Consider the following 21,506-nt stretch of genomic DNA (forward strand, 5'->3'; position numbering starts at 1 on the left):
GCTCAGATGATCGCCGGTGGCGTGGCGGCCTCGTGGGCGTCATGCGCCTCGCGGGCTTCCCGCGCTTCGCGGTTCTCCCGGATCACGCCGAGGAAGGCCTTGAGCAGCGGCGACTTGTCGGTCACGCGGTAGAGGCAGCTCAGGTCGATCATGGCCTTGGGCACATCGGCCAGCGGGCGCACCGTCGTGCCATGCACCACCAGGGCCTGCGCCGCCGACTCCGGGATCAGCGTCACGCCAAAGCCGCGCGCCACCAGGGCCAGGCCGGTGACGGCATCGCCCACCTCCTGCGCGATCTGCGCTTCGAAGCCCTGCTGGCGGCACAGCTCGACCACGCGGTCCACGAAGTTGGGCCGGCCCACGTTGGGGAAGACGACGAAGGGCTGCTCGGCGAAGGCGCGCAGTGGCACGGCCTTGAGCGAGGCCAGCGGGTGGTCTGAGGGCATGGCCGCGTAGAGGCACTCGGTGACGACCAGCTCGCGGCCGATGTCGGGCTCGGGCTCGGTCATGCGGTTGAAGGCCACGGTGATGCGGCGCTGGCGCAGGGCCTCGATCTGCTCGCTCTTGTTCATCGTGTGCAGCACGACGTTGACGCCCGGCAGCTTGCGGCGGAAGTCCTGCAGCAGCTTGGGGATGATGTCGTAGATGCCCGAGCCAAAGATGCCCACGTCGATGCGGCCCAGCTTGCCTTCGCCGGCGCGCTGCACGCGGTCGATGCCGGCCTCGACCAGCATGCGGATGTTGTGCGCTTCTTCCTTGAACATCTCGCCGGCCTGGGTCAGCTCCACGCCCTTGGCGGTGCGGATGAACAGCGCCACGCCCAGCTCGTCCTCGAGCGCCTTGATCTGGCGCGTCAGCGGCGGTTGCGAGATGTGCAGGCGCGCGGCGGCCCGCCCGATGTTGAGTTCTTGGGCGACGGCCAGGAAATACTTGAGGTGGCGGAGGTCCATGGCGGTGGGCTGTGCGGTGACGGGCTGTGGGGGGATCGGTGCGGGGCAGGTGGGTGGTGGGTGGCGGTTCAGGCCTCGTCCACCCCGGCCACCCCGGCCACCGATTTGAGGCGGTAGATGAGTTGCGCCCGCGTCAGGCCCAGCAGGCGCGCGGCGGCCGACTGGTTGCCCTGCGTGCGCTGCATGGCGCGGCGGATCAGCGCGGCCTCGACCTCGTCGAGCACCAGGCCATCGTGGCAATCGGCATCGCCCAGCATGGACTGCACGCGCTCGGCCAGCGCCTGCGAGGCGGCATCGGTCGGGGCCAGGCCTTGGCCGGTGTGGTCAGCGGTGTGGTTGGCGGTGTCATGGGCGGCACGGCACTGCAGCGAGCCATTGAGGTTCCAGCTCAGCCAGTCGCGTTGCAGCTGTTCGCCGCCCACGAACAGGTGGCTGACGTCGATGGCGCCGCCGTCGCCGGCCAGCACCACGCCGCGCTCGACCAGGTTCTCCAGCTCGCGGATGTTGCCCGGCCAGGCGTAGCTCAGCATCGCGTCGATGGCGCGCGCCGTGAAGCCGCTGATGCTGCGGCCATCGCGCTGGTTGAACTTGCGCAGGAAGTGGTTCATGAAGACGGGGATGTCTTCGCGGCGCTCGCGCAGTGGCGGCACCCGGATGGGCAGCACGTTGAGGCGGAAGAACAGGTCTTAGCGGAAGCGGCCGGCCTCGACCTCGGCGCGCAGGTCGAGGTTGGTGGCGGCCACCACGCGCACATCGACCTTGCGCGTCTGGATGCCGCCCACGCGCTCGATCTCGCGCTCCTGCAGGGCGCGCAGCAACTTGCCCTGCGCCGTCCAGCTCAGGATGCCGATCTCATCGAGGAAGAGCGTGCCGCCATCGGCGCGCTCGAAGCGGCCCGCGCGTGCGCTTTGCGCGCCGGTGAAGCCGCCCTTCTCGACACCGAACAGCTCGGACTCGATCAGGTCTTCCGGGATGGCCGCGCAGTTGATGGCCACAAAGGGCCCGCTCGCGCGCTTGCCGATGCGGTGCAGGCTTTGCGCCAGCACCTCCTTGCCCACGCCGCTTTCGCCCAGGAAGAGCACCGTGGCCTGGGTGCTGGCCGCGCGGCGCACCATGTGGCAGACGGCGTTGAAGCCCGAGGACACGCCCACCACATCGGCATCGCCCAGCAGGGAGCGCGCGGTGCTGCTGTCGCCACTGCCCAGATCGCCACGCGGCACGGCGCTCAGGCCTTGCGTGAGCGCGTCGGCACGCAGCGAGCGCTTGTCCTCGTCGGCGTCGCTCCACTCGTCCACGCTCTTGCCGATGATCACGCAATGGCTGGCGCCCTGGGCGCAGCACTGCACCTCGCGGAACATGACCGGGCGGCCCATGAAGCGGCTGACGAAGCCCGAGGCATAGCCCACCTGCTGCCAGCAGGCCGTGTCCGCCCCGATGCCATAGCGCTGCACGTGCACCTCCGCCTCGGCGCAGCCATACCAGTGGAACTCGCCGAAGAAGTGACCACGCTCTTCGTCAATCTCCAGGTGGGCCGGCTCGACGCGGGCCACGCCTTCGAGCATGTGCAGTTGCGGGCCGATGAAGAGGGCGTCCTGCGGTGCATCGGGCGCGCGCATCTTGCGGGCCAGCTCGGCATCGTGCGCGCCGGAGTTGTAGCCCATGCGCGTGATGAGGCCGCGCGCGGCGTCCACGCCCAGCGTCTCGATGAGCTCCTGGCGCAGCACCCCGAGCGCCGAGGTGTGCAGCAGCAGCATGCGCTGGTCGTCCAGCCAGATGCGGCCTTCGCGCGGGTCGAAGTGCACGCGGCTGATCAGGTCTTCGCGCGTGGGCAAGGCCGAACGTGGCACGGCTGCCTTGAGTGGGGTGGGCATGTCCAGGGCTTGTAGGAATTCGAACAGTCGCTGACAAGGATGCTAGTGCGGGGGTGGATGAATTGACACAGGTCATGCCCGAGGGTCGGGGTCGATTCGGCACACATCGTCCAAAACAAGGGCTTGAAAGGGGCATGAAGGGCGTTTGAAGCTCCGATTCCTCGGGGTGTTCCCTAGGGGTCGGGTGCGCTGGCACGGCCTTCGCAAAAGAGGAGGTGCAAGGCACACGCCAATGGCCATCGGGTACTCCCGCACAGCCGCTTGGCAGGCCACCGCAGAACCAGGAGACAAGACATGCCCGTGCTCGCATTCCCACGCGCCGAACAGGTCCAGTGCTACGTGCGCTTGCGCCATGAGCGCCCAGATGGCTTCGTGGAGTTCGACTTCTCGCTCGGCGACCCCGACCTGTCGGTGGACCTGATCATGCCCAAGGCCGCCTACGAAGAGTTCTGCGCGGCCCACCGCGTGCGCTTCCTCAGCGCCGCGCAAGGCGATGAGATCGACGCCGAGCAGGCCAAGTGGCGCTACGGCCAGCCCGGCGTCATGGATTGAGACCCCGGACTGACTTCCCTCCATCCCACACCCCCACCCGGAGACACGCATGACCGTCGAGATCCGCACCCAGAGCGTCAAGCCCGTGCGCCACACCTATGCGCACATCGCCCGGCGCTTTGGCGACAAGCCCGCCAGCCGCTACCAGGAAGCCACCTACGACCTGCAGTCCGAGGTGAACCACCACTACAAGCCGCTGTGGGACCCCGAGCATGACCTCTACGACGCGCGCCGCACGGCCATCGTGATGAAGGACTGGTACGCGCTGAAAGACCCGCGCCAGTACTACTACGGCAGCTACACCATCGCCCGGGCCAAGCAGCAAGAAGGCCTGGACCGCCAGATGGAGTTCGCCGAAAAGCGCGAGCTGCTGCGCGGCCTGCCACAGGAGGCGCGCGACGCCATCGTGTTCGCCATCGTGCCGTTGCGCCACTTCGAGTGGGGCGCGAACACCAACCTCAGCCACATCTCGGCCTATGGCTGGAGCACGGCCATCACGCAGGCGGCCATCATGGGCGCGGCCGACCGCCTTGGCCTGGCCCAGCACTACTCCCGCATCGGCCTGCTGGTGGACGGCAACACCGGCAGCACCCTGGACGAGGCCAAGGCCTTCTGGATCGAGCACGGCGACTGGCAGCCGCTGCGCCGCGAGGTCGAGCGCGTGTTCGTGACGCGCGACTGGTTCGAGGTGCTGGTGGCCCAGTGCCTGATCGCCGATGGCCTGGTCTTCCCGCTGTTCATGCAGCAGTTCGATGCCTGGCTGGCGCGCCGCCACGGGCCCGGCCTGTCCACCCTGCTGGACTACCCCATGCGCCTGCACGACGAGGGCGTGCGCTGGGCCGATGCCATGGTGAAGACCGCCGCGGCCGAGAGCGAGGCCAACCAGGCCCTGCTCAGCGGCTGGGCGCGCACCTGGCGCGAGCGCTTCTTGGCGTCCCTCAAGCCCCTGGCCGAAGCCACCATGGGCGACGAGGGCGAGGTGGCCCTGGCCCAGGTCGATGCGGCCCTGGGCGTGCGCCTGGCCAAGCTCGGCCTGAGCGTCTGACGGCCTGAACCCCATTGAAAGCAGCGCCATGAGCACCCCCATGACCCCCCAGATCACCACCACCTCCACGCAGCCTGTCTTCATCGCCTTCCAGGCCAACAACGACACCCTGCCCATCGTCGAGGCCATCGTGGCCGACAACCCCCATGCCGTCGCCGTGGACTCCCCCGCCATGGTCAAGGTCACCGCGCCTGGCCTGCTCGTCATCCGCCGCGCCTCGGTGGAAGAGCGCGTCGGCCGCGACTTCGACCTGCGCGAGCTGCAGCTCAATCTGATCTCGCTGTCCGGCCAGATCGACGAGACCGAAGACGCATTCACCCTGCACTGGCAAAGCGCCTGAACACGCCCTGGAGCACGACCATGAACACCCCCGCCAACGCCACCCCCCACGCCGCCGCCAAGAAGCTCAGCCTCAAGGAAAACTACGCCATGCTCACGCGTGGTCTGGGCTGGGAGCCCAGCTACGAGCCCAAGGACGAGGTTTACCGCGCCGTCCACTTCGAGGGCATCAAGATCCACGATTGGGACAAGTGGGAAGACCCCTTCCGCCTGACCATGGACGCCTACTGGAAGTACCAGGGCGAGAAGGAAAAGAAGCTCTACGCCATCATCGACGCCTTCCAGCAGAACAACGGCCAGTTCAATGTGAGCGACGCCCGCTACGTGCAGGCGCTCAAGCTCTTCGTCACCGGCATCACCTGCCTGGAATACGCCTCGCACCGCGGCTTCAACATCCTCAGCCGCGAGTTCCCGGGCGTGGCCCCGCGCATCGCCGCGCAGATGCAATCGCTGGACGAGCTGCGCCATTCGCAGACGCAGATCCACGCGATGAGCCACTACAACAAGTACTTCGAGGGCATGGCCGAGTTCCCGGAGATGTTCGACCGGGCCTGGTACCTCTCCATCCCCAAGTCCTTCTTCGAAGACGCCATCACCGGCGGGCCTTTCGAGTTCATCACGGCCATCTCGTTCTCCTTCGAGTACGTGCTGACCAACCTCGTCTTCATGCCCTGGATGTCGGGGGCGGCCTACAACGGCGACATGTCCACCGTGTCCTTCGGCTTCTCGGCACAAAGCGACGAGGCCCGCCACATGACGCTGGGCATCGAGGTCATCAAGTTCCTGCTGGAGCAGGACCCCGACAACCTGCCCATCGTGCAGGCCTGGATCGACAAGTGGTTCTGGCGCGGCTACCGCCTGCTGTCCCTGCTCGCCACGATGATGGACTACATGCTGCCCAAGCGCGTGATGAGCTGGGCCGAGGCCTGGGAGATCTACTTCGAGCAAAACGGCGGCGCCCTGTTCGCCGACCTGGCCCGCTATGGCGTGCGCATGCCCCTGGGTTGGGAGACCACCGTCAAGGAAAAGGGCCACGTCAGCCACCAGGTCTGGTGCACCCTGTACCAGTTCCGCCATGCGGCCGGCTTCCCCGTGTGGCTGCCCTCGGCCGAAGAGATGGACTGGCTGTCGGCCAAGTACCCCGAGACCTTCGACAAGCACTACCGCCCCCGCTATGAGCACTGGGCCGAGCTGGAGCGCCAGGGCAAGCCCTTTGCCAACGGCACGCTGCCGCAGCTCTGCCAGGTCTGCCAGTGGCCGCAGCTCTTCACCGAAGAAGACGACCCCACCCAGGTCTGCGTGCGCGAGGGCACCTACCTGGGCGAGAAGTTCCACTTCTGCTCGGACGGCTGCCAGCACGTCTTCAACCAGGAGCCCGAGAAGTTCGTGCACGCCCACCTGCCGGTGCACCAGATCTACCAGGGCAACTACTTCAACCCCGGTGTGGACCCAACTGCCCCCGACTTCAACCCGCTGGTCGAGGCGCTCAAGTACATGCGCATCCAGCCCGGGGTCGATGGCGGTGACTTCGCCACCCACGCCGATGCCGTGAACTGGCAGAAGTGGACGGGCCGCCCGGCCAACATGCACGCGCCGCATGCCGCGTCGGCCACAACAGCCGCGCCCGCCACGCCGGCCACCGAACCCGAACGCAAGATCGCCTGACCCACCCGAGGAGACCACCATGAGCGTCAAAGCCATCCGCCCCGGCTACCACGGGGACATGAAAGACACGGTGGACAAGTTCCACGGTCAGCAACTGCTCGGCCTGGGCTGGGACCAGCACCTGATGTACGCCGCGCCGATGTGCATCCCCGTGCCGCCCGACATGCCCTTCGAGGCCTTGGTCGAGCAGGTGCTGCCCCAGCTGTATGGCCAGCACCCCGACTTCGACCAGATCGAATGGGGCCGCGTGCAGTGGATCAAGGCCGGCGAGGCCTTCACGCCCGACCTGGCCAAGAGCCTGAAAGACAACGGCGTGGGCCACAAGGACCTGCTGCGCTTTCGCACGCCCGGCCTGCAGGGCCTGGCCGGCATCGGCTTCTGAGCGAGGGGTGACACCGACATGAGTTACCAACTGACCATCGAGCCGCTGGGCCAGACCATCGAGGTCGAGCCCGACCAGACCGTGCTGGACGCCTGCTTGCGCGCCGGCATCTGGCTGCCCCATGCCTGCTGCCACGGCCTGTGCGCCACGTGCAAGGTGCATGTCTCGGAAGGCGAGGTCGAGCACGGCGACGCCTCGCCTTTCGCGTTGATGGACTTCGAGCGCGAAGAGGGCAAGACCCTGGCCTGCTGCGCCACCCTGCAATCGGACGTGACCATCGAGGCCGAGATCGACGAAGAGCCCGACGCCGAGGTCATCCCGGTGCGGGACTTCAACGGCGTCGTCTCGCGCATCGAGACGCTCACGCCGACCATCAAGGCGCTGTACTTCAAGCTCGACCAGCCCATCCACTTCCAGGCCGGGCAGTACGTGAACCTGGAGATCCCGACGCTGGGCGTGCGCCGTGCCTTCTCCCTGGCCAACACGCCGGCCACGGGCGACGAGGTCGAGCTCAACGTGCGCATCGTCGCCGGTGGGGCGGGCACGGCCTACCTGCACGAGCAGCTGAAGGTGGGTGACGCGGTGCGCCTGGCCGGGCCGTATGGCCGCTTCTTCGTGCGCAAGTCGGCGCACACGCAGCAGAAGCTGGGCATGCTCTTCATGGCCGGGGGCTCTGGCCTGTCCAGCCCGCGCAGCATGATCCTGGACCTCCTGGCCGAAGGCTGCACGCTGCCGATCACGCTGGTGTACGGCCAGCGCTCGCGCGCCGAGCTGTATTACCACGACGAGTTCCTGGCCCTGGCCGAGCAGCACGCGAACTTCACGTATGTGCCGGCCTTGTCCCACGAGCCCGAGGGCAGCGACTGGACGGGCCCGCGCGGCTTCGTGCACGACGCGGCCAAGGCGCATTTCCACAACGACTTCCGCGGCCACAAGGCCTACCTGTGCGGCCCGCCCGTGATGATCGACGCCTGCATCACCACCCTGATGCAAGGGCGCCTGTTCGAGCGCGACATCTACACCGAGAAGTTCCTCTCGGCGGCCGATGCCGAGCGGGTGCGCAGCCCGCTGTTCAAGGCGATCTGAGCGTTTTCAAACGACGAACGCGCACCCCACACGCACGCAAAAGGAAGCCCCGGTCAGCTTGCGCTGCCGGGGCTGGGCCTGCTCAGGCCGCCAGCGTCACGCCGAGGACCTCACGCAGAGGACTTCACGCAGCGAACGGCATCAGGCTGTTGAGCCCCGGCGTGTGCATGCGGATCTGCGCCTTGTGGCGCACGCCGTTGTCCTTGAGGCTGCGTTCGAAGTCGGGCTGCCAGGGCTGGGCGCCCAGGTGCCACTGCACGCGGGTCCAGTCGATCTGCGGCGTGTCCGGGTCGGCCGCGATCAAGGGCGTCAGGGCGTTGGTCACCCAGTCCTTGAACAGCATGTCCGGCGGCACCGGCATGATGAAAGGCGCGGCGAACAGCAGGTGGTGGTCCCAGCTGGCATAGACCAGTTGGGCACCGTGGTAGTTGGCCTGCACGTCGGCCGGGGTGGCGGTGTAGGCGCCGATGGATGTCACGGGCATGGTCGGTCTCCTGGTGTGGGGTTCAGCCGGCAGCCTGGGGGTTGCTGGTCGTCATGCGCTTCCAGCGGTCGAAGTTCTGCTGGTCCTGCGAGCCGTGGTAATCGCCGTTGTCCTGTCCGCCGACCAGGCCCACCCAGGCCATCCAGGCTTCGATGCCGCCCTCGCTGGGCGCGGTCTGGAAGAACTGGTTCATGGGCAGCCAGGCCTGCATGTACTTCTCGGGCTCGTTGAGGAAGATGTCCTGGCAGTGGTCCGAGCAGAACTGGTAGAGCTCGCCCTCGTGTGCCAGCTCGCGGCTGCACAGCGTGGTCGGGTCGCCCGGTTCGGTGAACACGCAGGGCATCTGGCAGGTTTGGCACAGCTTGGCCAGGCCCACGTTCTGGAAGGGGCGGCCTTCTTCGGCCATCTTGCGGATGTGCATCCAGCGCGGGCGGTAGTACTTGTCGAAGGTCTCGGGGTACTTGGCCGACAGCCAGTCCATGTCCTCGTCGGACGGGATCCAGCTGTGGAAGGACGTGCCGAAACTCCACTGGTAAAAGCCCAGCATGAGCTGGTGGGAGATGTGGTCCCGGGCCTCGGCGGCCTCGTCCCAGCCCTTGGGCGGCTTGATGCCGTAGCGGGCCAGGTCCTTGAACAGGGCGCCGCCGTTTTCCTCGCCGTACAGGTCCCAGGCCTCGCGCCACGACATCACGCGCTTGGGCAGCATGTAGTCCATCATGGTGCTGACCAGGGACAGCAGGCGCAGGCCGCGCCAGAACCACTTGTCCAGCCAGGCCTGCACGATGGGCAGGTTGGCCGGGTCTTGCTCCAGCATGAACTTGATGCACTCCAGCCCCAGGGTCATGTGGCGGGCTTCGTCGCTTTGCGCCGAGAAGCCGAACGTCACGGTGGCCATGTCGCCGTTGTAGGCCGCGCCCGACATGAAGGGCACGAACAGCAGGTTGGTGAGCACGTACTCGAAGGAGAAGCCCACCGCGATCATGAACTCGAAGGGCCCGGCCGACATCGCGTCGTCGAAGAAGGAGCGCGGCACCGAGTTGTACCAAATGCGGTCGCGCATCTGGGTGAAGGCGTGGAAGCCGTTGTAGTAACGGTTGTAGTTCGAGATGGCGTGCACTTGCGTCTGCGCATGGCGGATCTCGTCGATGGCCTGCATCTGGCAGGCGACCTGCGTGCCCACGCCGGGCAGCTCGCGGCCGATGCGTGCATAGCCACGGTGCGCCGAGTACTCGCCGGGGCTGATGGCCTGCAGGAAGATCTTCACGGCGGTCAGGTAGCGCGCGTCCGAGATGTTCAGGTGGCCGTTGTTCTGCACGTGGGCGTCGATGATCGCGTAGAACTTGCGCTCCTTCTCGCCCTGGTACTTCCAGTAGGCGTCCATGGTCAGGCGGAAGGGGTCTTCCCACTGGTTCCAGTCGTGGATCTGGATGCCCTCGTAGCTGGCGTAGGGGTAGATGGCTTCGTGGCTCTGGTAGCTGGGCTCCCAGCCCAGGTCGCGGGTGAGCAGGCGGTAGCGCTCTTTGAGGCCCAGCTTCTTGGCCTTGACTTGCATGTCCATGTCGGTCTCCTCGGGGGTCAGTGGTTCCAGCAGATGGTCAGGGCGTCGTCTTCTTCATCGACGTGGCCGCCCAGCGTCACGATGTGGACGTGGATGGACTGCATGTCGAAGGGGCGACCGAGTTCTTGCTCGACGCTGTCCTTGCGCAGCACCAGGCGGCCTTCGGCGCTGATGCGCACCATGGCGGGTTGGTGATCGACGTGGGCGTCGGGGTTGTCGTGCACCAGGGCATCGACGATGCAACGGGTCTCTTCGTTGCTTTGCAGGGCGATGAACACGCGTGACATGGCGGCTCCTTCAGGCGTTCAGGCCGGGCTTGGCCATGCGGGCCTGGAAGGCGGCGCGGTATTCGGCCACGGCCGCGTCGGCGCTGTCTGGCAAGGCGATGGACAGCACCGGCAGCAGGGCGGCGGCGGCGCGCGTGCCCCAGTGCTGCAGCCAGGCGTCAAGTTGCTGGCGGTTGGCGTCGGACTCGGCGGCCATGGTCTTGAGCACGGCGTCCACCCAGGTGCGGGTTTCGGCGTGCCACTCGCTCATGAACTGGGTCAGCAGGGCCAGCGAGGAGCCGCCTTGCAGCGACCAGGCGTCATCGACCACGCGCTCGTAAACCAGCGGGTAGAGCAGGCCGTCCATGGCCACGTTCTGTGCCACGAAGACCTCCACCGGGTCGCGCACGACCATGCAGTCCTCGGTGTAGCGGCGCAGGGCCTGCCAGGCCTCGCCCGTCATCCAGTCCTGCTTGGCTTGGTCCAGCGCCTCGGTGTCGCCCAGCAGCAGGCCCAGGCGCGAGAGGTACTGCGCGATGCCGAGCTGGTCCATGGCCTGGTAGATGCACGGTTGCGTGAAGGGCGCGCCGTAGCCGTAGCCGCAGATGAAGGTGTTGTTCAGGTTGCTGCCCCAGGCGGCGTGGCGCAGTGGCACGAGCAGTTGTTGGGCCGTCTGGCGCAGGGCCTCGGGCATGGCCGCGAACAGGCCGTAGTTGGTGACGAACTGAAAGTTGGCCTCGGCCGTGTCCTGCTGCTTGGCGCGCGCCAGGGTGTAGGTGCTGTAGTAGTACTGGCGTGGGTCTTTCAGGGCCTGCCAGTCCTGCATGACGATCTTGCTCAGGGACTTGTCGTACAGCGCGTGCGCCGGGTCCCAGGTGGGCCGGTAGTGCAGCTGCTCTTCGGCCTGCAGGTCGTAACTGGCTTCCTGGTAGCGCGTGGCGGGCTTGTGGCCGAAGCGCCTGACGAGGTGGTCGTAGGCGGGCCGCAAGGGCTCGATGGCGAGGGTCTTGAGGTCGATTTGCATGGGGTGTCTCCGGGGTCGTGTGTCGCTCACAGAACACCGGAGATACGCAATCGACGGGCCAGGGCCAGATGGGCCGGGATCGGCCCGAAACGGCCTGAAATGGCGTGTTCAAGGCCGCCAACCAAGGGCTTGCCCCGACAAAAAGTGTTCAGGGCTGGGAGGGCGCGGTGACAGGAATGTCCGCGGGTTGCTTGAGCCGGTAGCTCAGCTGGCGCCGTGTCAGGCCCAGCATGCGGGCGGCCTGGGCGAGGTGGCCTTGCGAGCGCTGCAGGGCCATCGCGACGAGGCGGTCCTCCAGCGCCGACAGGTCCAGGCCCTCGCCCAGCAGGCTTGCCAGCAGGGCCTCGTCGGGGCCCTCGGGCGGCGGCGCGTCCAGCGTGCCACGCGCGCCGATGACGGCTTCGTCTGGCGAGGGCCGCCAGGGCTTGGCGAAGAGGTGCTCGACCTCGATGTCCCCGCCCGGCGGGGCCAGCAGCACGCCACGCTCCACCATGTTCTCCAGCTCGCGCACATTGCCCGGCCAGGCGTGCGCCTGCAGGGCCTGCAGGGCGCGGTCGCTGACACCGCGCACGCGCTTCTGGTTGGCCGCGCAGTGCTTGTCGATGAAGCATTGCACGAACAGGGGGATGTCGCTGCGGCGCTCGCGCAGCGGCGGGATGTGGATGGGGAAGGCGCTCAGGCGGTAGTAGAGGTCGGCGCGGAAGCGGCCGGCCTGCACGGCCTGCTCCAGGTCCACGTGGGTGGCGGTCACCAGGCGCACATCGACCTGCCGCGCGGTCTCGGCGCCCAGGCGCTCGACGGTGCCCGTCTGCAGCACGCGCAGCAGCTTGGCCTGCGCCGACAGGGACAGGTCCCCGATCTCGTCAAGGAAGAGCGTGCCGCCGTGTGCACGCTCGAAGCGCCCGGCGCGCGATTGCTGGGCGCCCGTGTAGGCGCCGCGCTCCACGCCGAACAGCTCGGACTCGACCAGCTCGTGCGGCATGGCCGCGCAGTTGACGGCCACGAAGGCCTGCTCGGCGCGCGGGCTGTGGCGGTGCAGCCATTGTGCGAACACCTCCTTGCCCACGCCGGTCTCGCCCTGCAGCAGCACGGTGATGCGGTGGGTGGCGGCCTTCTCCAGCAGGCCCACGGCCTGGCGGATGGGCGCCGAGGCCCCGATGATGGGGCTGGCGGCACGTTGCTGCGACAGGGCGGCATGCAGCTGCTGCACCTCGGATTGCAGGCGGCGCAAATCATCGGTCACCTGCTCGGGCTCGAAGTGGCGCAGGTAGGCCGGGTCCTGCCAGTCTTCGGCGGGCTTGCCGACGATGCTGCAGTGGGCATCGCCGGTGGCCGCGCAGGCGCATTCCTTGAAGACGATGAAGCGCTGCATGAAGGCCGTGGTGTAGCCCGAGGCATAGCCCACCTCGTGCCAGCACACGGGCGCGTGGCTGCTGCCCTGGTCGCGCAGGTGGGCCTGGACTTCCCAGGACTTGTGGAAGTGCACCTCGGCGTCGAAGTCGCCGCTGGCCAGGTCCAGGGTGCAGCGGACGGTCTCGGCCTGCACCAGGCCTTGCAGGGTGTGCAGGCGAGGGCCCAGCAGGAAGGCGTCTTCCAGCGGGCCGTCCTTGACGAGGGACTTGGCCAGCTCGGCGTCGCGCTGGCCGGCGGCAAAGCCCATGCGCAACAAGATGCCTTGGGCGCGTTCCAGCCCGACGCTGTGGATGAGCTCGCGGCGCAGCATGCCCATGGCGTCGCTGTGCATGAGCACCATGCGCTGTTCGTTGAGCCAGATGTCGCCCGACTCGATGTTGAAGCGCAGGTGGGGCGTCAGGTCGAAGCGGCGGCTGGGGTCGTGCATGCAGAGGGTGCCGTGGTGTTCGCCAGGATCAGGGTCAACCCGTGATGGCAAGGGGCTTCGCAAGGGCTACAAAGCACAGGGTAAAGGGCCTGCCTGAGCCGCACCATGGCGTCGAACCCTCATGCTCGCCAAGGTATGGCCGACGCACCGCCGAGGTATTGGACAGCGCCGCCGCGATCGAGACACTGGCGCACAGCAAGGCACCCCGCGTGCCCCACCGACGGAGACACACCATGAGCACGAACGTGCCAACCGACCCGGCCGCCTCACCCGCTGGCCGACACCAGGTGGTCATCGCCGAGACCGGCGAATCCTTTGCCTGCGCCTCGGCCGAGACCGCGCTCAACGCCTTGTCGCGTTCGGGCCGCAAGGGCATCCCCGTGGGCTGTCGCGGTGGCGGTTGCGGCGTCTGCAAGGTGCAGGTGCTGACCGGCGAGTTCCGCACGCGGCCCATGAGCCGCTGCCATGTCAGCGAGGCCGATGAGGCGCGCCGCGAGGTGCTGGCCTGCTGCATCTACCCCGAGAGCGACGTCCAGCTGCGCGTGGTGGGCAAGATGCAGAAAGCCATCTTCCGCAAGCCCTGAAGCCATCGGCATCCCGGGCCCTGGGTGGGCCTGCGGTGCGGCACCTTTGAAAGCGTCGGTCGCGCAAGCGCCGGCGCTTTTTTGTGGCCCGATGTGGGATCCGATGTCGGGCCCGAACTGCCACACAAGCGGGTGGTGCGGCAGTCCGTGAAATCCCTTGACGTGGCGCCAATCCACATACTTTCGGAGTATCAGCGCGTGTCTGCATCGGTATTGGATTGCCGCAGGTCGCTTCGATAAGGTCTCTTCCCACGCAGGCTGCTTCAGCGAAGCCCTGCCGCTGACACCACAACACCGCGTGTAGGAGACCGAGATGAACCTGAACCGTGCGCGCATGCCGCGACTGTCTGCGTCTGCTCTGGCCGTCATGGCCTCGATGCTGACGCCCGTGTGGGCCGCCGCCATCGACACTGGCGTGCCCGAGCTCAAGGTGCGATGGGACAACACGTTCAAGTACGGCGCAGGCTTTCGCCTGAAAGACCCGAGCCAGTCCGTGGCGGCCTCGGCCGAACAGCCCAACGTCGATGCCGGCGACCTGGCCTTCAAGCGGGGCCTCATCAACAACCGCATCGACGTCCTCAGCGAGCTCGATGCCGCGTACAAGAACGTCGGCCTGCGCGTGTCCGGCGCCGCCTGGTACGACTCGGTCTATCGCCAAAACAGCAACGACTACCCCGCTGGTGGCGCACCCAATACGCTGAGCGCAGCCAACGGTGGCCCCAACAACGTCTTCACGCCGCAGACCCGCCGCCTGATGGGCCAGAAAAGCGAGTTCTCCGACGCCTTCGTCTATGGCTCGACCGAGCTCGGCGACAGCAAGCTCAGCGTGCGTGCCGGCCGTCACACCCAGCTCTACGGCGAGACCCTCTTCCTGGGCGCCAACGGCATCGCCTACGCCCAGGCCCCGGTGGACCTCATCAAGGCCTTCTCTCAGCCCACGGCGCAGTTCAAGGAAATCGCGCTGCCGGTCAACCAGGTGTCGAGCAACCTGCAAGTCAACTCCAAGCTTTCGGTGGGCGCGTACTACCAGCTCGAATGGCGCCCCATCCGCCTGCCGGCCACGGGCAGCTACTTCAGCCCCGCCGACTTCGTGGGCGATGGCGCCAACCTGCTGCTGCTGCCCAGCGGCGCAGCACCCCGCACCGCCGACCGCAAGGGCTCCAAGGGCGGCCAGTACGGCATGCAGGTCCGCTTCAAGGTGGGCGATGTGGACTACGGCCTTTATGCCGCGCAGTTCGACGAGAAGCTGCCGGTGCCGGTCGTGGACCTGACCACGGGCACTTATGCGCTGTACTACCAGCGCAAGGTCAAGACCTTCGGCGCCAGCCTGTCCACCGTGATCGGTGAGACCAACGTGGCGGCCGAAATCTCGACGCGCCGCGACACCCCGTTGGCCCCGCTGGGCGACCTGGTGCTCACGCTCAACCCCACCGCGAACAACCAGGGCAACACGCCCTACGCGCTGGGCAACACCCTGCACATCACGTGTCGGCCATCTCCGTGATGGCGGCCTCGCCGCTGTGGGACGCCGCCAGCGTCGTCGGTGAGCTGGCCTACAACCGCCTCTTGCAGGTGACGCGTGCACCGACGGGCATGGGCGCGCCCATCCCCGATGCGCTCAACACCACGCACTCCAAGGGCCACCTGGCCGGTCGCCTGGTCTTCCAGCCCGAGTACTTCCAGGTCTTGCCCCAGCTGGACCTGCAAGTGCCCATCGGCATCGGCCTGGGCTTGTATGGCCGCTCGGCTGTTTTCCAGATCGCACCCGAGCGCGGTGGCGACATGAGCATCGGCTTCAACTTCGACTACCAGAAGACCTGGAAAGCGGGCCTGCAGTTCACCCACTACTTCGGCTCTGCCGGCCCTGCGCCCAGCCTGCCAGCTGCGGGCCCCACCGGGACCTACGCCAGCTACAAGCAGTACTACAAGGACCGCGACTTCATCTCGCTGACCCTCCAGCGCAGCTTCTGACGACACCGCCCCGACGCACAAGGAGACTTTGATGACCCAACACAAGCACATGGTGAACACCCTCGTCGCCAGCACCCTGATGGCCGCGATGGCCATGGGTGCCGCACACGCCGCCGTGACCGCCGACGAAGCCGCCAAGCTCAAGAGCAGCCTGACGCCCCTGGGCGCCGACAAGGCCGCCAACAAGGACGGCACCATCCCCGCCTGGGACGGCGGCCTGACGCAAGCCACCGGCGCCAAGGTCGGCGACGTGCCGGCCAACCCCTTCCCCAATGACAAGGTGGTGCTGCAGATCACCGCCAAGAACGCCGCCCAGCACGCCGACAAGCTCAGCGAAGGCACGCTGGCCCTGCTGAAGAAGTACCCCGACACCTTCCGCGTCGATGTTTACCAGACGCGCCGCACGGCCTCGGCCCCGGCCTATGTCTATGACAACACCTTCAAGAACGCCACGCGCTGCAAAACCAAGGACACGGGTTGGTCGGTGGAAGGCTGCTTTGGCGGCATCCCCTTCCCCATCCCCAAAGATGGTGCCGAGGCCGCCTGGAACATGCAGCTGCGCGTCGAGGCCGAGTCGCTGTCCTACGGCTTCCGCAACATGGTGACCAGCTCGGACGGTGCCCGTGCCCTGGCCACGCGCAACGACATCAACTTCCAGCACCCCTACTACTACAAGGACGGTTCGCCCGAGAGCTGGAGCGGCGAGTACCTGATGCAGCGCTTCAACGCCACCGAGCCGCCGTTCAAGGCCGGTGAGTCGCTGGTCTTCCGCGACAGCATCGACATCAAGAACTCGCGCCAGGCGTGGCAGTACCTCGTGGGCCAGCGCCGCGTGCGCCGCGCGCCCACTGTGGCCTACGACACGCCCGACTTCGTGGCCTCCGGCGCCAACTACTTCGACGAAGTGCAAGGCTTCCTGGGCGCGATCGACCGCTACAACTGGAAGCTGGTCGGCAAGCAGGAGATGTACGTCCCGTACAACAACAACGGCCTGGTCACCGCCAAGCTGGACGACGCCTTCACCAAGCACCACATGAACGCGGACAAGACCCGCTGGGAGCTGCACCGCGTGTGGGTGGTCGAAGCCACGGTCGCCCCGGGCAAGCGCCACGCCGTGCCCAAGCGCCGCTTCTACCTCGACGAAGACAGCTGGGCCCTGACCCTGATGGACGGCTACGACGCCGAAGGCAAGCTGTGGCGCACCACCCAGGCCTACCCCTTCGTGGTGCCGGCCATCCCCGCGGTGGTCATCAAGACGGTCTCGGTGTTCAACCTGCAGGCCGGCACGATGAGCACGGTGCAGGCGCTCAACGGCGAGGCCTACCGCGTCGTGCCGCGCAAGTCGGAAAGCTTCTTCACGGGTGATGCCGTGGCCGCCGACGCCGCGCGCTGACCTCGCCTGACCTGACTTGACCCGGGCTGGGCCCCGTGCCCAGCCCGACGCGCACGCCGCCCACCCCTTTCTTGCCTGCCCACCGCCATGCATCCCTCCTGTGCCCCCTCCCCCCGCCGCTGGCTGGCTGGCGCGTGGGTGGCCCTGGCCGCCACAGCCGCCCCGGTCACCGCGCCTGTGGCTGTCCAGGCCGCCACGCCGGCCCCTGCGGCCGCCGCCAGTCCCTTCGACCCGCTGCAGAAATCGGCCGCCCTCAGCAGCCGCGCCCAGGCGGGCGTTTTGCTGTCGGTGGCGCGCGCCGGTGACCGCATCGTGGCGGTCGGCGAACGCGGCACCATCGTGCTGTCCGACGACCAGGGCCAGACCTGGCGCCAGGCCAGCGCGCCCGTCAGCGTCACCCTCAGCCGCGTCAGCTTCGTGGACGCCGAGCACGGCTGGGCCGTGGGCCACGGCCAGGTCGTGCTGGCCAGCCACGACGGCGGCCAGACCTGGGCGCGCCAGCTCGATGGCCTGCAAGCCGCCAAGCTGGAGATGGCCGCGGTGCAGGCCGACCCCCAGGCCAGCGACGAACACCGCAAGCAGGCCCAGCGCCTGCTGGACCAGGGCGCCGACAAGCCCTTCCTCGACGTGCGCTTCTTCGACCGCCAGAACGGCCTGGTCGTCGGGGCCTACGGCGCCATCTTCGCCACCCGCGACGGCGGCAAGACCTGGCGCTCGCGCCGCGCCGACGTGCCCAACCCCAGTGGCCGCCACCTCAACCACCTGCTGGTGCTGGGCAAGGCGCTCTACCTGGCCGGCGAGCAAGGCACCCTCTTCCATGCCGATGGCCTGGACCAGCCTTTCAAAACCGTGCAAACGCCCTACGCCGGCACCTTCTTCGGCGTGATCGCATCCCGCCAGGGCGACCTGCTGGCCTATGGCCTGCGCGGCAACGTCTGGCGCAGCGCGGCCGGCAGCGGCACCTGGGAGAAGGTCACCACACCCGCCCCCGTCACCCTCACCGGCGGCACCTTGCTGGCCGACGGCCGCATGGTCCTGGTCGATGAGGCCGGCAAGCTGCTCGTGAGCCGCGACAGCGGCCAGAGCTTCACCACCGTCTCGCTCAAGCAGACCGCCTCGTTCACCGACGTCGTGCAAACCCGCGATGGCAGCCTGGTGCTGTCGAGTGCGCGCGGTGCCATGCACGTCCCTGCCGCCACTGTGGCCGGCACCGCTCCGGGAGCCGCCAAACCATGACCCCCATCTCCGCCACCGAAGCCACGCCGGTCATCGCCCGCGTGGAGGATTTTGACCAGCGCTCCGGCACCGTCGCCGAGCGCCTGCTGTTCAACAACCGCCTCGTCATCGTGGCGCTGTGCCTGCTTGTCACGCTGGTGCTGGGCTACACGGCCAAGGGCCTGAAGCTCAACGCGGCCTTCGAGAAGATGCTGCCCACGCAGCACCCCTACATCGTCAACTACCTGGACAACAGGAGCCAGCTGGGCGGCCTGGGCAACACCATCCGCATCGCGGTGGAAGCGAAGAAGGGCACCATCTTCGACGCGGCCTACATGGAGACGCTGCGCAAGCTCACCGACGACGTCTTCCTCTTCCCCGAGGCCGATCGGCCTTACCTGAAGTCGCTGTGGACGCCCGCGGTGCGCTGGACCGGCGTCACCGAAGAAGGCCTGGACGGCGGCCCCGTCATCCCCGATGGTTTCGACGGCCAGCCCGACAGCCTCGACCAGCTGCGCCTGAACGTCGAGCGCTCCGGCGAGATCGGCAGCCTCGTGTCCGCCGATTACAAGTCCAGCGTCATCCTCATCCCCTTGCAGGACAAGAACGCCGAGACGGGCCAGCCCATCGATTACGCCGACCTCTCCGCCCGCCTGGAGCAGCTGCGCGCCAAGTACGACAACGACGCCACCGCGCTGCACATCAACGGCTTCGCCAAGGTCATCGGCGACCTGATCGAAGGCCTGCGCCAGGTGCTCTTCTTCTTCGCCCTGGCCATCCTCGTGTGCGCCGGCGTGCTGTTCTGGTACACGCGCTGTGTGCGCAGCACCCTGCTGGTGATGCTGTGCTCGGTGGTGGCCGTGGTCTGGTTGCTGGGCCTGCTGCCGCTGCTGGGCTTCGAGCTCGACCCCTACTCCGTGCTCGTGCCCTTCCTCGTGTTCGCCATCGGCATGAGCCATGGCGCGCAGAAGATGAACGGCATCATGCAGGACATCGGCCGGGGCACGCACAAGCTGGTCGCCGCGCGCTACACCTTCCGCCGCCTCTTCCTGGCCGGCCTGACGGCGCTGATCGCCGACGCGGTGGGCTTTGCCGTGCTGATGGTGATCGACATCCGCGTCATCCAGGACCTGGCCCTGACCGCCAGCCTGGGCGTGGCCGTGCTGGTCTTCACCAACCTCGTGCTGCTGCCGATCTTGCTGTCCTACGCGGGGGTGAGCCCGGTGGCGGCGCGTCGCAGCCTGAAAGAGGAAACGGCCGAAGCCGAGTCGCAGACCAAGCACCCCTTCTGGGCCTTCCTCGACCTGTTCACGCAGCGCCGATGGGCCCAGCGCGCCTTGCTGGCCTCGGCCCTGCTGGCGGTCGTGGGCTTCGCCATCAGCCTGCGCCTGACGGTGGGCGACACCGACCCTGGCGCGCCCGAGCTGCGCCCCGACTCGCGCTACAACCGCGACAACGCCTACATCGTCAAGAACTACGCGGCCAGCAGCGACACCTACGTCGTCATGGTCAAGACGCCGCAGTTCCAGTGCGCGCTCTACCCCAACCTGCTCAAGGTCGATGAGCTGGAGACCCAGCTGCAGCAGCTGCCCGGCGTGGAAGGCACCAACTCCCTGGCCGGCCTGAGCAAGCGCGCCAGCTCGGGGCTCAACGAGGGCAGCCTGCGCTGGTACGACATCCCGCGCAGCCAGGACTCGCTCAACACTGTCATCTCGTATGCCACCCGCGAGCTTTTCAACCAGCAATGCAACCTGCTGTCGGTTTACGTCTATCTCAAGGACCACAAGGCCGACACGCTCGACAGCGTCGTCAAGGTGGTCGAGGCGTTCGCGCTGGCCCACAACACGCAGGAGGTGCAGTTCCTCTCGGCCGCGGGCAATGCCGGCATCGAAGCCGCCACCAACATCGTGGTGCGCAAGGCCAATGCCGAGATGCTGATGTGGGTCTATGCGGCTGTGGTGGTGCTGGCCTTCATCACCTTCCGCTCCTGGAAGGCCGTGGTCTGCGCGGTGCTGCCGCTGATGCTGACCTCGGTGCTGTGCGAGGCGCTGATGGTCGGGCTGAACATCGGCGTGAAGGTGGCGACGCTGCCCGTCATCGCGCTGGGTGTGGGCATTGGCGTGGATTACGCGCTCTACGTGATGACCGTGACGCTGGCCGGCCTGCGCGCGGGCGAGAGCCTCTCGCAGGCCTACTACAAGGCCCTGCTGTTCACCGGCAAGGTGGTGGTGCTCACTGGCATCACCCTGGGCGTGGCCGTGGCCACCTGGGCCTTCTCGCCCATCAAGTTCCAGGCCGACATGGGCATCTTGCTGGCCTTCATGTTCGTCTGGAACATGCTGGGGGCCTTGATCTTGCTGCCGGCCCTGGCGCACTTCCTCTTCAAGCCTGCCAGCGTGCCGGTTGCGGCGAACGGGGGGGCGCAGGCCGATGCGCACGGTGCGTCCGGCATCGGCACCAATGGCCTGCTGGACAAGCCTGCGCTCTGAGCGCTTGACACACCGATGCCCCCGGTTCGCCTGCGCGACCCGGGGGGTCCCCGGGCTCAGGGGTCTGGTGCCGGTGGGCGGGCGGCCCTAGAATAGTCCGTTTGGACCATGCGCTGTCATGAAAGTGGCACGCCCACCGCCGCCATGATTTTTGGAAAGCTGCTGCCCCGAGAGGGCAATTTTTTTGAGCTCTTCGACCAGCACGCCCAGCACATCGTGGCCTCGGCGCACGCTTTCGCGGCCCTGGTCCAGCACTACAACGACCCGGCGCTGCGCGAGAAATACCACCGCGACGTGGACGCCGCCGAGGGCATGGCCGACACCATCCTGCGCGAGGTCAACCGCCTGCTGCACAAGACCTTCATCACGCCCATCGACCGCGAGCAGATCCACACCCTGATCAACACCATGGACGATGTCGCCGACCTGATGCAGGACGCGGCCGAAACCATGGCCCTGTACGACGTGCGCCGCGTCACCGACGAGGTGGTGCGCCTGGCCGACCTGTGCGTGAAGAGCACGGAGCGCCTCAAGAGCGCCGTGGCCCTGCTCAAGGAAATCGGCGATGCCGACACGGCCGCGGCAGCCCTCAAGACCTGCGAAGAAATCGACCAGCTGGAGTCGGACGCCGACCGCGTCATGCGCGCGGCCATGAGCAAGCTCTTCCGCGAAGAGCCCGATGTGCGCGAGGTCATCAAGCTCAAGGCGATCTACGAGCTGCTGGAAACCGTCACCGACAAGTGCGACGACGTGGCCAAGCTCATCGAGGGCGTGATCCTCGAAAACTCCTGA

General features: G+C 67.4%; 21 protein-coding genes. 13 read left to right on the forward strand and 8 right to left on the reverse strand.

The annotated features are described in order from the left end of the window. Positions 1–2 precede the first annotated feature (2 nt). From EV672_RS10440 to EV672_RS10445, 3 genes are all read right to left on the reverse strand, one after another. Entirely contained in the window at positions 3–950 is a 948-nt protein-coding gene (locus EV672_RS10440; RefSeq protein ID WP_133608945.1) for a LysR family transcriptional regulator, read from the reverse strand. Positions 951–1,018: 68 nt separating this feature from the next. Further along, a complete protein-coding gene (locus EV672_RS19040; RefSeq protein ID WP_243738621.1) occupies positions 1,019–1,615 on the reverse strand; it encodes an AAA-type ATPase lid domain-containing protein in 597 nt (198 codons plus the stop codon). 21 nt (positions 1,616–1,636) lie between these two features. Next, a complete protein-coding gene (locus EV672_RS10445; RefSeq protein ID WP_243738622.1) occupies positions 1,637–2,821 on the reverse strand; it encodes a sigma 54-interacting transcriptional regulator in 1,185 nt (394 codons plus the stop codon). 294 nt (positions 2,822–3,115) lie between these two features. On the opposite strand from EV672_RS10445, the gene EV672_RS10450 reads away from it, so the two are divergent. From EV672_RS10450 to EV672_RS10475, 6 genes are read left to right on the forward strand one after another with little or no spacing between them, the layout of a single operon-like run. Further along, the gene (locus tag EV672_RS10450) at positions 3,116–3,373 is read left to right on the forward strand and encodes a phenol hydroxylase subunit (protein ID WP_133608947.1); all 258 of its coding nucleotides are present in this window, start codon (positions 3,116–3,118) and stop codon (positions 3,371–3,373) included. Between the two features lie 49 nt (positions 3,374–3,422). Beyond that, positions 3,423–4,418, forward strand: a complete 996-nt coding sequence (locus tag EV672_RS10455; RefSeq protein WP_133608949.1) for an aromatic/alkene monooxygenase hydroxylase subunit beta — start codon at positions 3,423–3,425, stop codon at positions 4,416–4,418. A gap of 28 nt (positions 4,419–4,446) precedes the next feature. Continuing rightward, positions 4,447–4,758 (forward strand): MmoB/DmpM family protein, encoded by a 312-nt coding sequence (locus EV672_RS10460; RefSeq protein WP_208110753.1) that lies wholly within the window; start codon positions 4,447–4,449, stop codon positions 4,756–4,758. A gap of 20 nt (positions 4,759–4,778) precedes the next feature. Continuing rightward, positions 4,779–6,422, forward strand: a complete 1,644-nt coding sequence (locus EV672_RS10465) for an aromatic/alkene/methane monooxygenase hydroxylase/oxygenase subunit alpha (RefSeq protein ID WP_133608951.1) — start codon at positions 4,779–4,781, stop codon at positions 6,420–6,422. 19 nt (positions 6,423–6,441) lie between these two features. Then, positions 6,442–6,804: a phenol hydroxylase subunit P4 gene (locus EV672_RS10470; protein ID WP_133608953.1), complete on the forward strand. Its 363-nt coding sequence runs from the start codon at positions 6,442–6,444 to the stop codon at positions 6,802–6,804. A gap of 18 nt (positions 6,805–6,822) precedes the next feature. After that, positions 6,823–7,890, forward strand: coding sequence for an NADH:ubiquinone reductase (Na(+)-transporting) subunit F (locus EV672_RS10475; protein WP_133608955.1), 1,068 nt, complete (start codon positions 6,823–6,825; stop codon positions 7,888–7,890). A gap of 124 nt (positions 7,891–8,014) precedes the next feature. Here EV672_RS10475 and EV672_RS10480 read toward each other — a convergent pair whose 3' ends face one another. The 5 genes from EV672_RS10480 to EV672_RS10500 all read right to left on the reverse strand — a co-directional run bounded on the left by EV672_RS10480 (position 8,015) and on the right by EV672_RS10500 (position 13,062). Then, on the reverse strand, positions 8,015–8,374 hold the full coding sequence (locus EV672_RS10480; protein ID WP_133608957.1) for a phenol hydroxylase subunit P4: 360 nt from the start codon (positions 8,372–8,374) through the stop codon (positions 8,015–8,017). Positions 8,375–8,396: 22 nt separating this feature from the next. Beyond that, positions 8,397–9,932: a YHS domain-containing protein gene (locus EV672_RS10485; protein WP_133608959.1), complete on the reverse strand. Its 1,536-nt coding sequence runs from the start codon at positions 9,930–9,932 to the stop codon at positions 8,397–8,399. Positions 9,933–9,949: 17 nt separating this feature from the next. Next, positions 9,950–10,219: an MmoB/DmpM family protein gene (locus EV672_RS10490; protein ID WP_133608961.1), complete on the reverse strand. Its 270-nt coding sequence runs from the start codon at positions 10,217–10,219 to the stop codon at positions 9,950–9,952. A 10-nt stretch (positions 10,220–10,229) separates the two neighbouring features. Continuing rightward, a complete protein-coding gene (locus EV672_RS10495) occupies positions 10,230–11,222 on the reverse strand; it encodes an aromatic/alkene monooxygenase hydroxylase subunit beta (RefSeq protein WP_133608963.1) in 993 nt (330 codons plus the stop codon). A 148-nt stretch (positions 11,223–11,370) separates the two neighbouring features. Continuing rightward, entirely contained in the window at positions 11,371–13,062 is a 1,692-nt protein-coding gene (locus tag EV672_RS10500; RefSeq protein ID WP_133608965.1) for a sigma-54-dependent Fis family transcriptional regulator, read from the reverse strand. A gap of 233 nt (positions 13,063–13,295) precedes the next feature. Here EV672_RS10500 and EV672_RS10505 point away from each other — a divergent pair, with 233 nt between their 5' ends. From EV672_RS10505 to EV672_RS10530, 7 genes are all read left to right on the forward strand, one after another. Beyond that, positions 13,296–13,646, forward strand: coding sequence for a 2Fe-2S iron-sulfur cluster-binding protein (locus tag EV672_RS10505; protein WP_133608967.1), 351 nt, complete (start codon positions 13,296–13,298; stop codon positions 13,644–13,646). 313 nt (positions 13,647–13,959) lie between these two features. Continuing rightward, positions 13,960–15,150: a DUF1302 domain-containing protein gene (locus EV672_RS10510; RefSeq protein ID WP_208110754.1), complete on the forward strand. Its 1,191-nt coding sequence runs from the start codon at positions 13,960–13,962 to the stop codon at positions 15,148–15,150. Next, entirely contained in the window at positions 15,132–15,617 is a 486-nt protein-coding gene (locus EV672_RS19255) for a DUF1302 family protein (RefSeq protein WP_208110755.1), read from the forward strand. Before EV672_RS10510 ends, EV672_RS19255 begins: the two co-directional genes overlap by 19 nt. A 31-nt stretch (positions 15,618–15,648) precedes the next feature. Beyond that, entirely contained in the window at positions 15,649–17,010 is a 1,362-nt protein-coding gene (locus EV672_RS10515) for a DUF1329 domain-containing protein (RefSeq protein ID WP_243738623.1), read from the forward strand. A gap of 87 nt (positions 17,011–17,097) precedes the next feature. Further along, the gene (locus tag EV672_RS10520; protein WP_133608969.1) at positions 17,098–18,246 is read left to right on the forward strand and encodes a WD40/YVTN/BNR-like repeat-containing protein; all 1,149 of its coding nucleotides are present in this window, start codon (positions 17,098–17,100) and stop codon (positions 18,244–18,246) included. Beyond that, a complete protein-coding gene (locus tag EV672_RS10525; RefSeq protein WP_133608971.1) occupies positions 18,243–20,714 on the forward strand; it encodes an efflux RND transporter permease subunit in 2,472 nt (823 codons plus the stop codon). The genes EV672_RS10520 and EV672_RS10525 overlap by 4 nt, the downstream gene beginning before the upstream one ends. Before the next feature lie 144 nt (positions 20,715–20,858). Beyond that, a complete protein-coding gene (locus EV672_RS10530; RefSeq protein WP_133608973.1) occupies positions 20,859–21,506 on the forward strand; it encodes a DUF47 domain-containing protein in 648 nt (215 codons plus the stop codon).

Source organism: Aquabacterium commune, assembly GCF_004362855.1.
Lineage (GTDB): Bacteria > Pseudomonadota > Gammaproteobacteria > Burkholderiales > Burkholderiaceae_C > Aquabacterium > Aquabacterium commune.

What these genes read in the sequence shown, in the direction of transcription:
- EV672_RS10440 (WP_133608945.1), bottom strand. Translation starts at nt 950, where the DNA reads ATGGACCTCCGCCACCTCAAGTATTTCCTGGCCGTCGCCCAAGAACTC.
- EV672_RS10445 (WP_243738622.1), bottom strand. Translation starts at nt 2,821, where the DNA reads ATGCCCACCCCACTCAAGGCAGCCGTGCCACGTTCGGCCTTGCCCACG.
- EV672_RS10450 (WP_133608947.1), top strand. Translation starts at nt 3,116, where the DNA reads ATGCCCGTGCTCGCATTCCCACGCGCCGAACAGGTCCAGTGCTACGTG.
- EV672_RS10455 (WP_133608949.1), top strand. Translation starts at nt 3,423, where the DNA reads ATGACCGTCGAGATCCGCACCCAGAGCGTCAAGCCCGTGCGCCACACC.
- EV672_RS10460 (WP_208110753.1), top strand. Translation starts at nt 4,447, where the DNA reads ATGAGCACCCCCATGACCCCCCAGATCACCACCACCTCCACGCAGCCT.
- EV672_RS10465 (WP_133608951.1), top strand. Translation starts at nt 4,779, where the DNA reads ATGAACACCCCCGCCAACGCCACCCCCCACGCCGCCGCCAAGAAGCTC.
- EV672_RS10470 (WP_133608953.1), top strand. Translation starts at nt 6,442, where the DNA reads ATGAGCGTCAAAGCCATCCGCCCCGGCTACCACGGGGACATGAAAGAC.
- EV672_RS10475 (WP_133608955.1), top strand. Translation starts at nt 6,823, where the DNA reads ATGAGTTACCAACTGACCATCGAGCCGCTGGGCCAGACCATCGAGGTC.
- EV672_RS10480 (WP_133608957.1), bottom strand. Translation starts at nt 8,374, where the DNA reads ATGCCCGTGACATCCATCGGCGCCTACACCGCCACCCCGGCCGACGTG.
- EV672_RS10485 (WP_133608959.1), bottom strand. Translation starts at nt 9,932, where the DNA reads ATGGACATGCAAGTCAAGGCCAAGAAGCTGGGCCTCAAAGAGCGCTAC.
- EV672_RS10490 (WP_133608961.1), bottom strand. Translation starts at nt 10,219, where the DNA reads ATGTCACGCGTGTTCATCGCCCTGCAAAGCAACGAAGAGACCCGTTGC.
- EV672_RS10495 (WP_133608963.1), bottom strand. Translation starts at nt 11,222, where the DNA reads ATGCAAATCGACCTCAAGACCCTCGCCATCGAGCCCTTGCGGCCCGCC.
- EV672_RS10500 (WP_133608965.1), bottom strand. Translation starts at nt 13,062, where the DNA reads ATGCACGACCCCAGCCGCCGCTTCGACCTGACGCCCCACCTGCGCTTC.
- EV672_RS10505 (WP_133608967.1), top strand. Translation starts at nt 13,296, where the DNA reads ATGAGCACGAACGTGCCAACCGACCCGGCCGCCTCACCCGCTGGCCGA.
- EV672_RS10510 (WP_208110754.1), top strand. Translation starts at nt 13,960, where the DNA reads ATGAACCTGAACCGTGCGCGCATGCCGCGACTGTCTGCGTCTGCTCTG.
- EV672_RS10515 (WP_243738623.1), top strand. Translation starts at nt 15,649, where the DNA reads ATGACCCAACACAAGCACATGGTGAACACCCTCGTCGCCAGCACCCTG.
- EV672_RS10520 (WP_133608969.1), top strand. Translation starts at nt 17,098, where the DNA reads ATGCATCCCTCCTGTGCCCCCTCCCCCCGCCGCTGGCTGGCTGGCGCG.
- EV672_RS10525 (WP_133608971.1), top strand. Translation starts at nt 18,243, where the DNA reads ATGACCCCCATCTCCGCCACCGAAGCCACGCCGGTCATCGCCCGCGTG.
- EV672_RS10530 (WP_133608973.1), top strand. Translation starts at nt 20,859, where the DNA reads ATGATTTTTGGAAAGCTGCTGCCCCGAGAGGGCAATTTTTTTGAGCTC.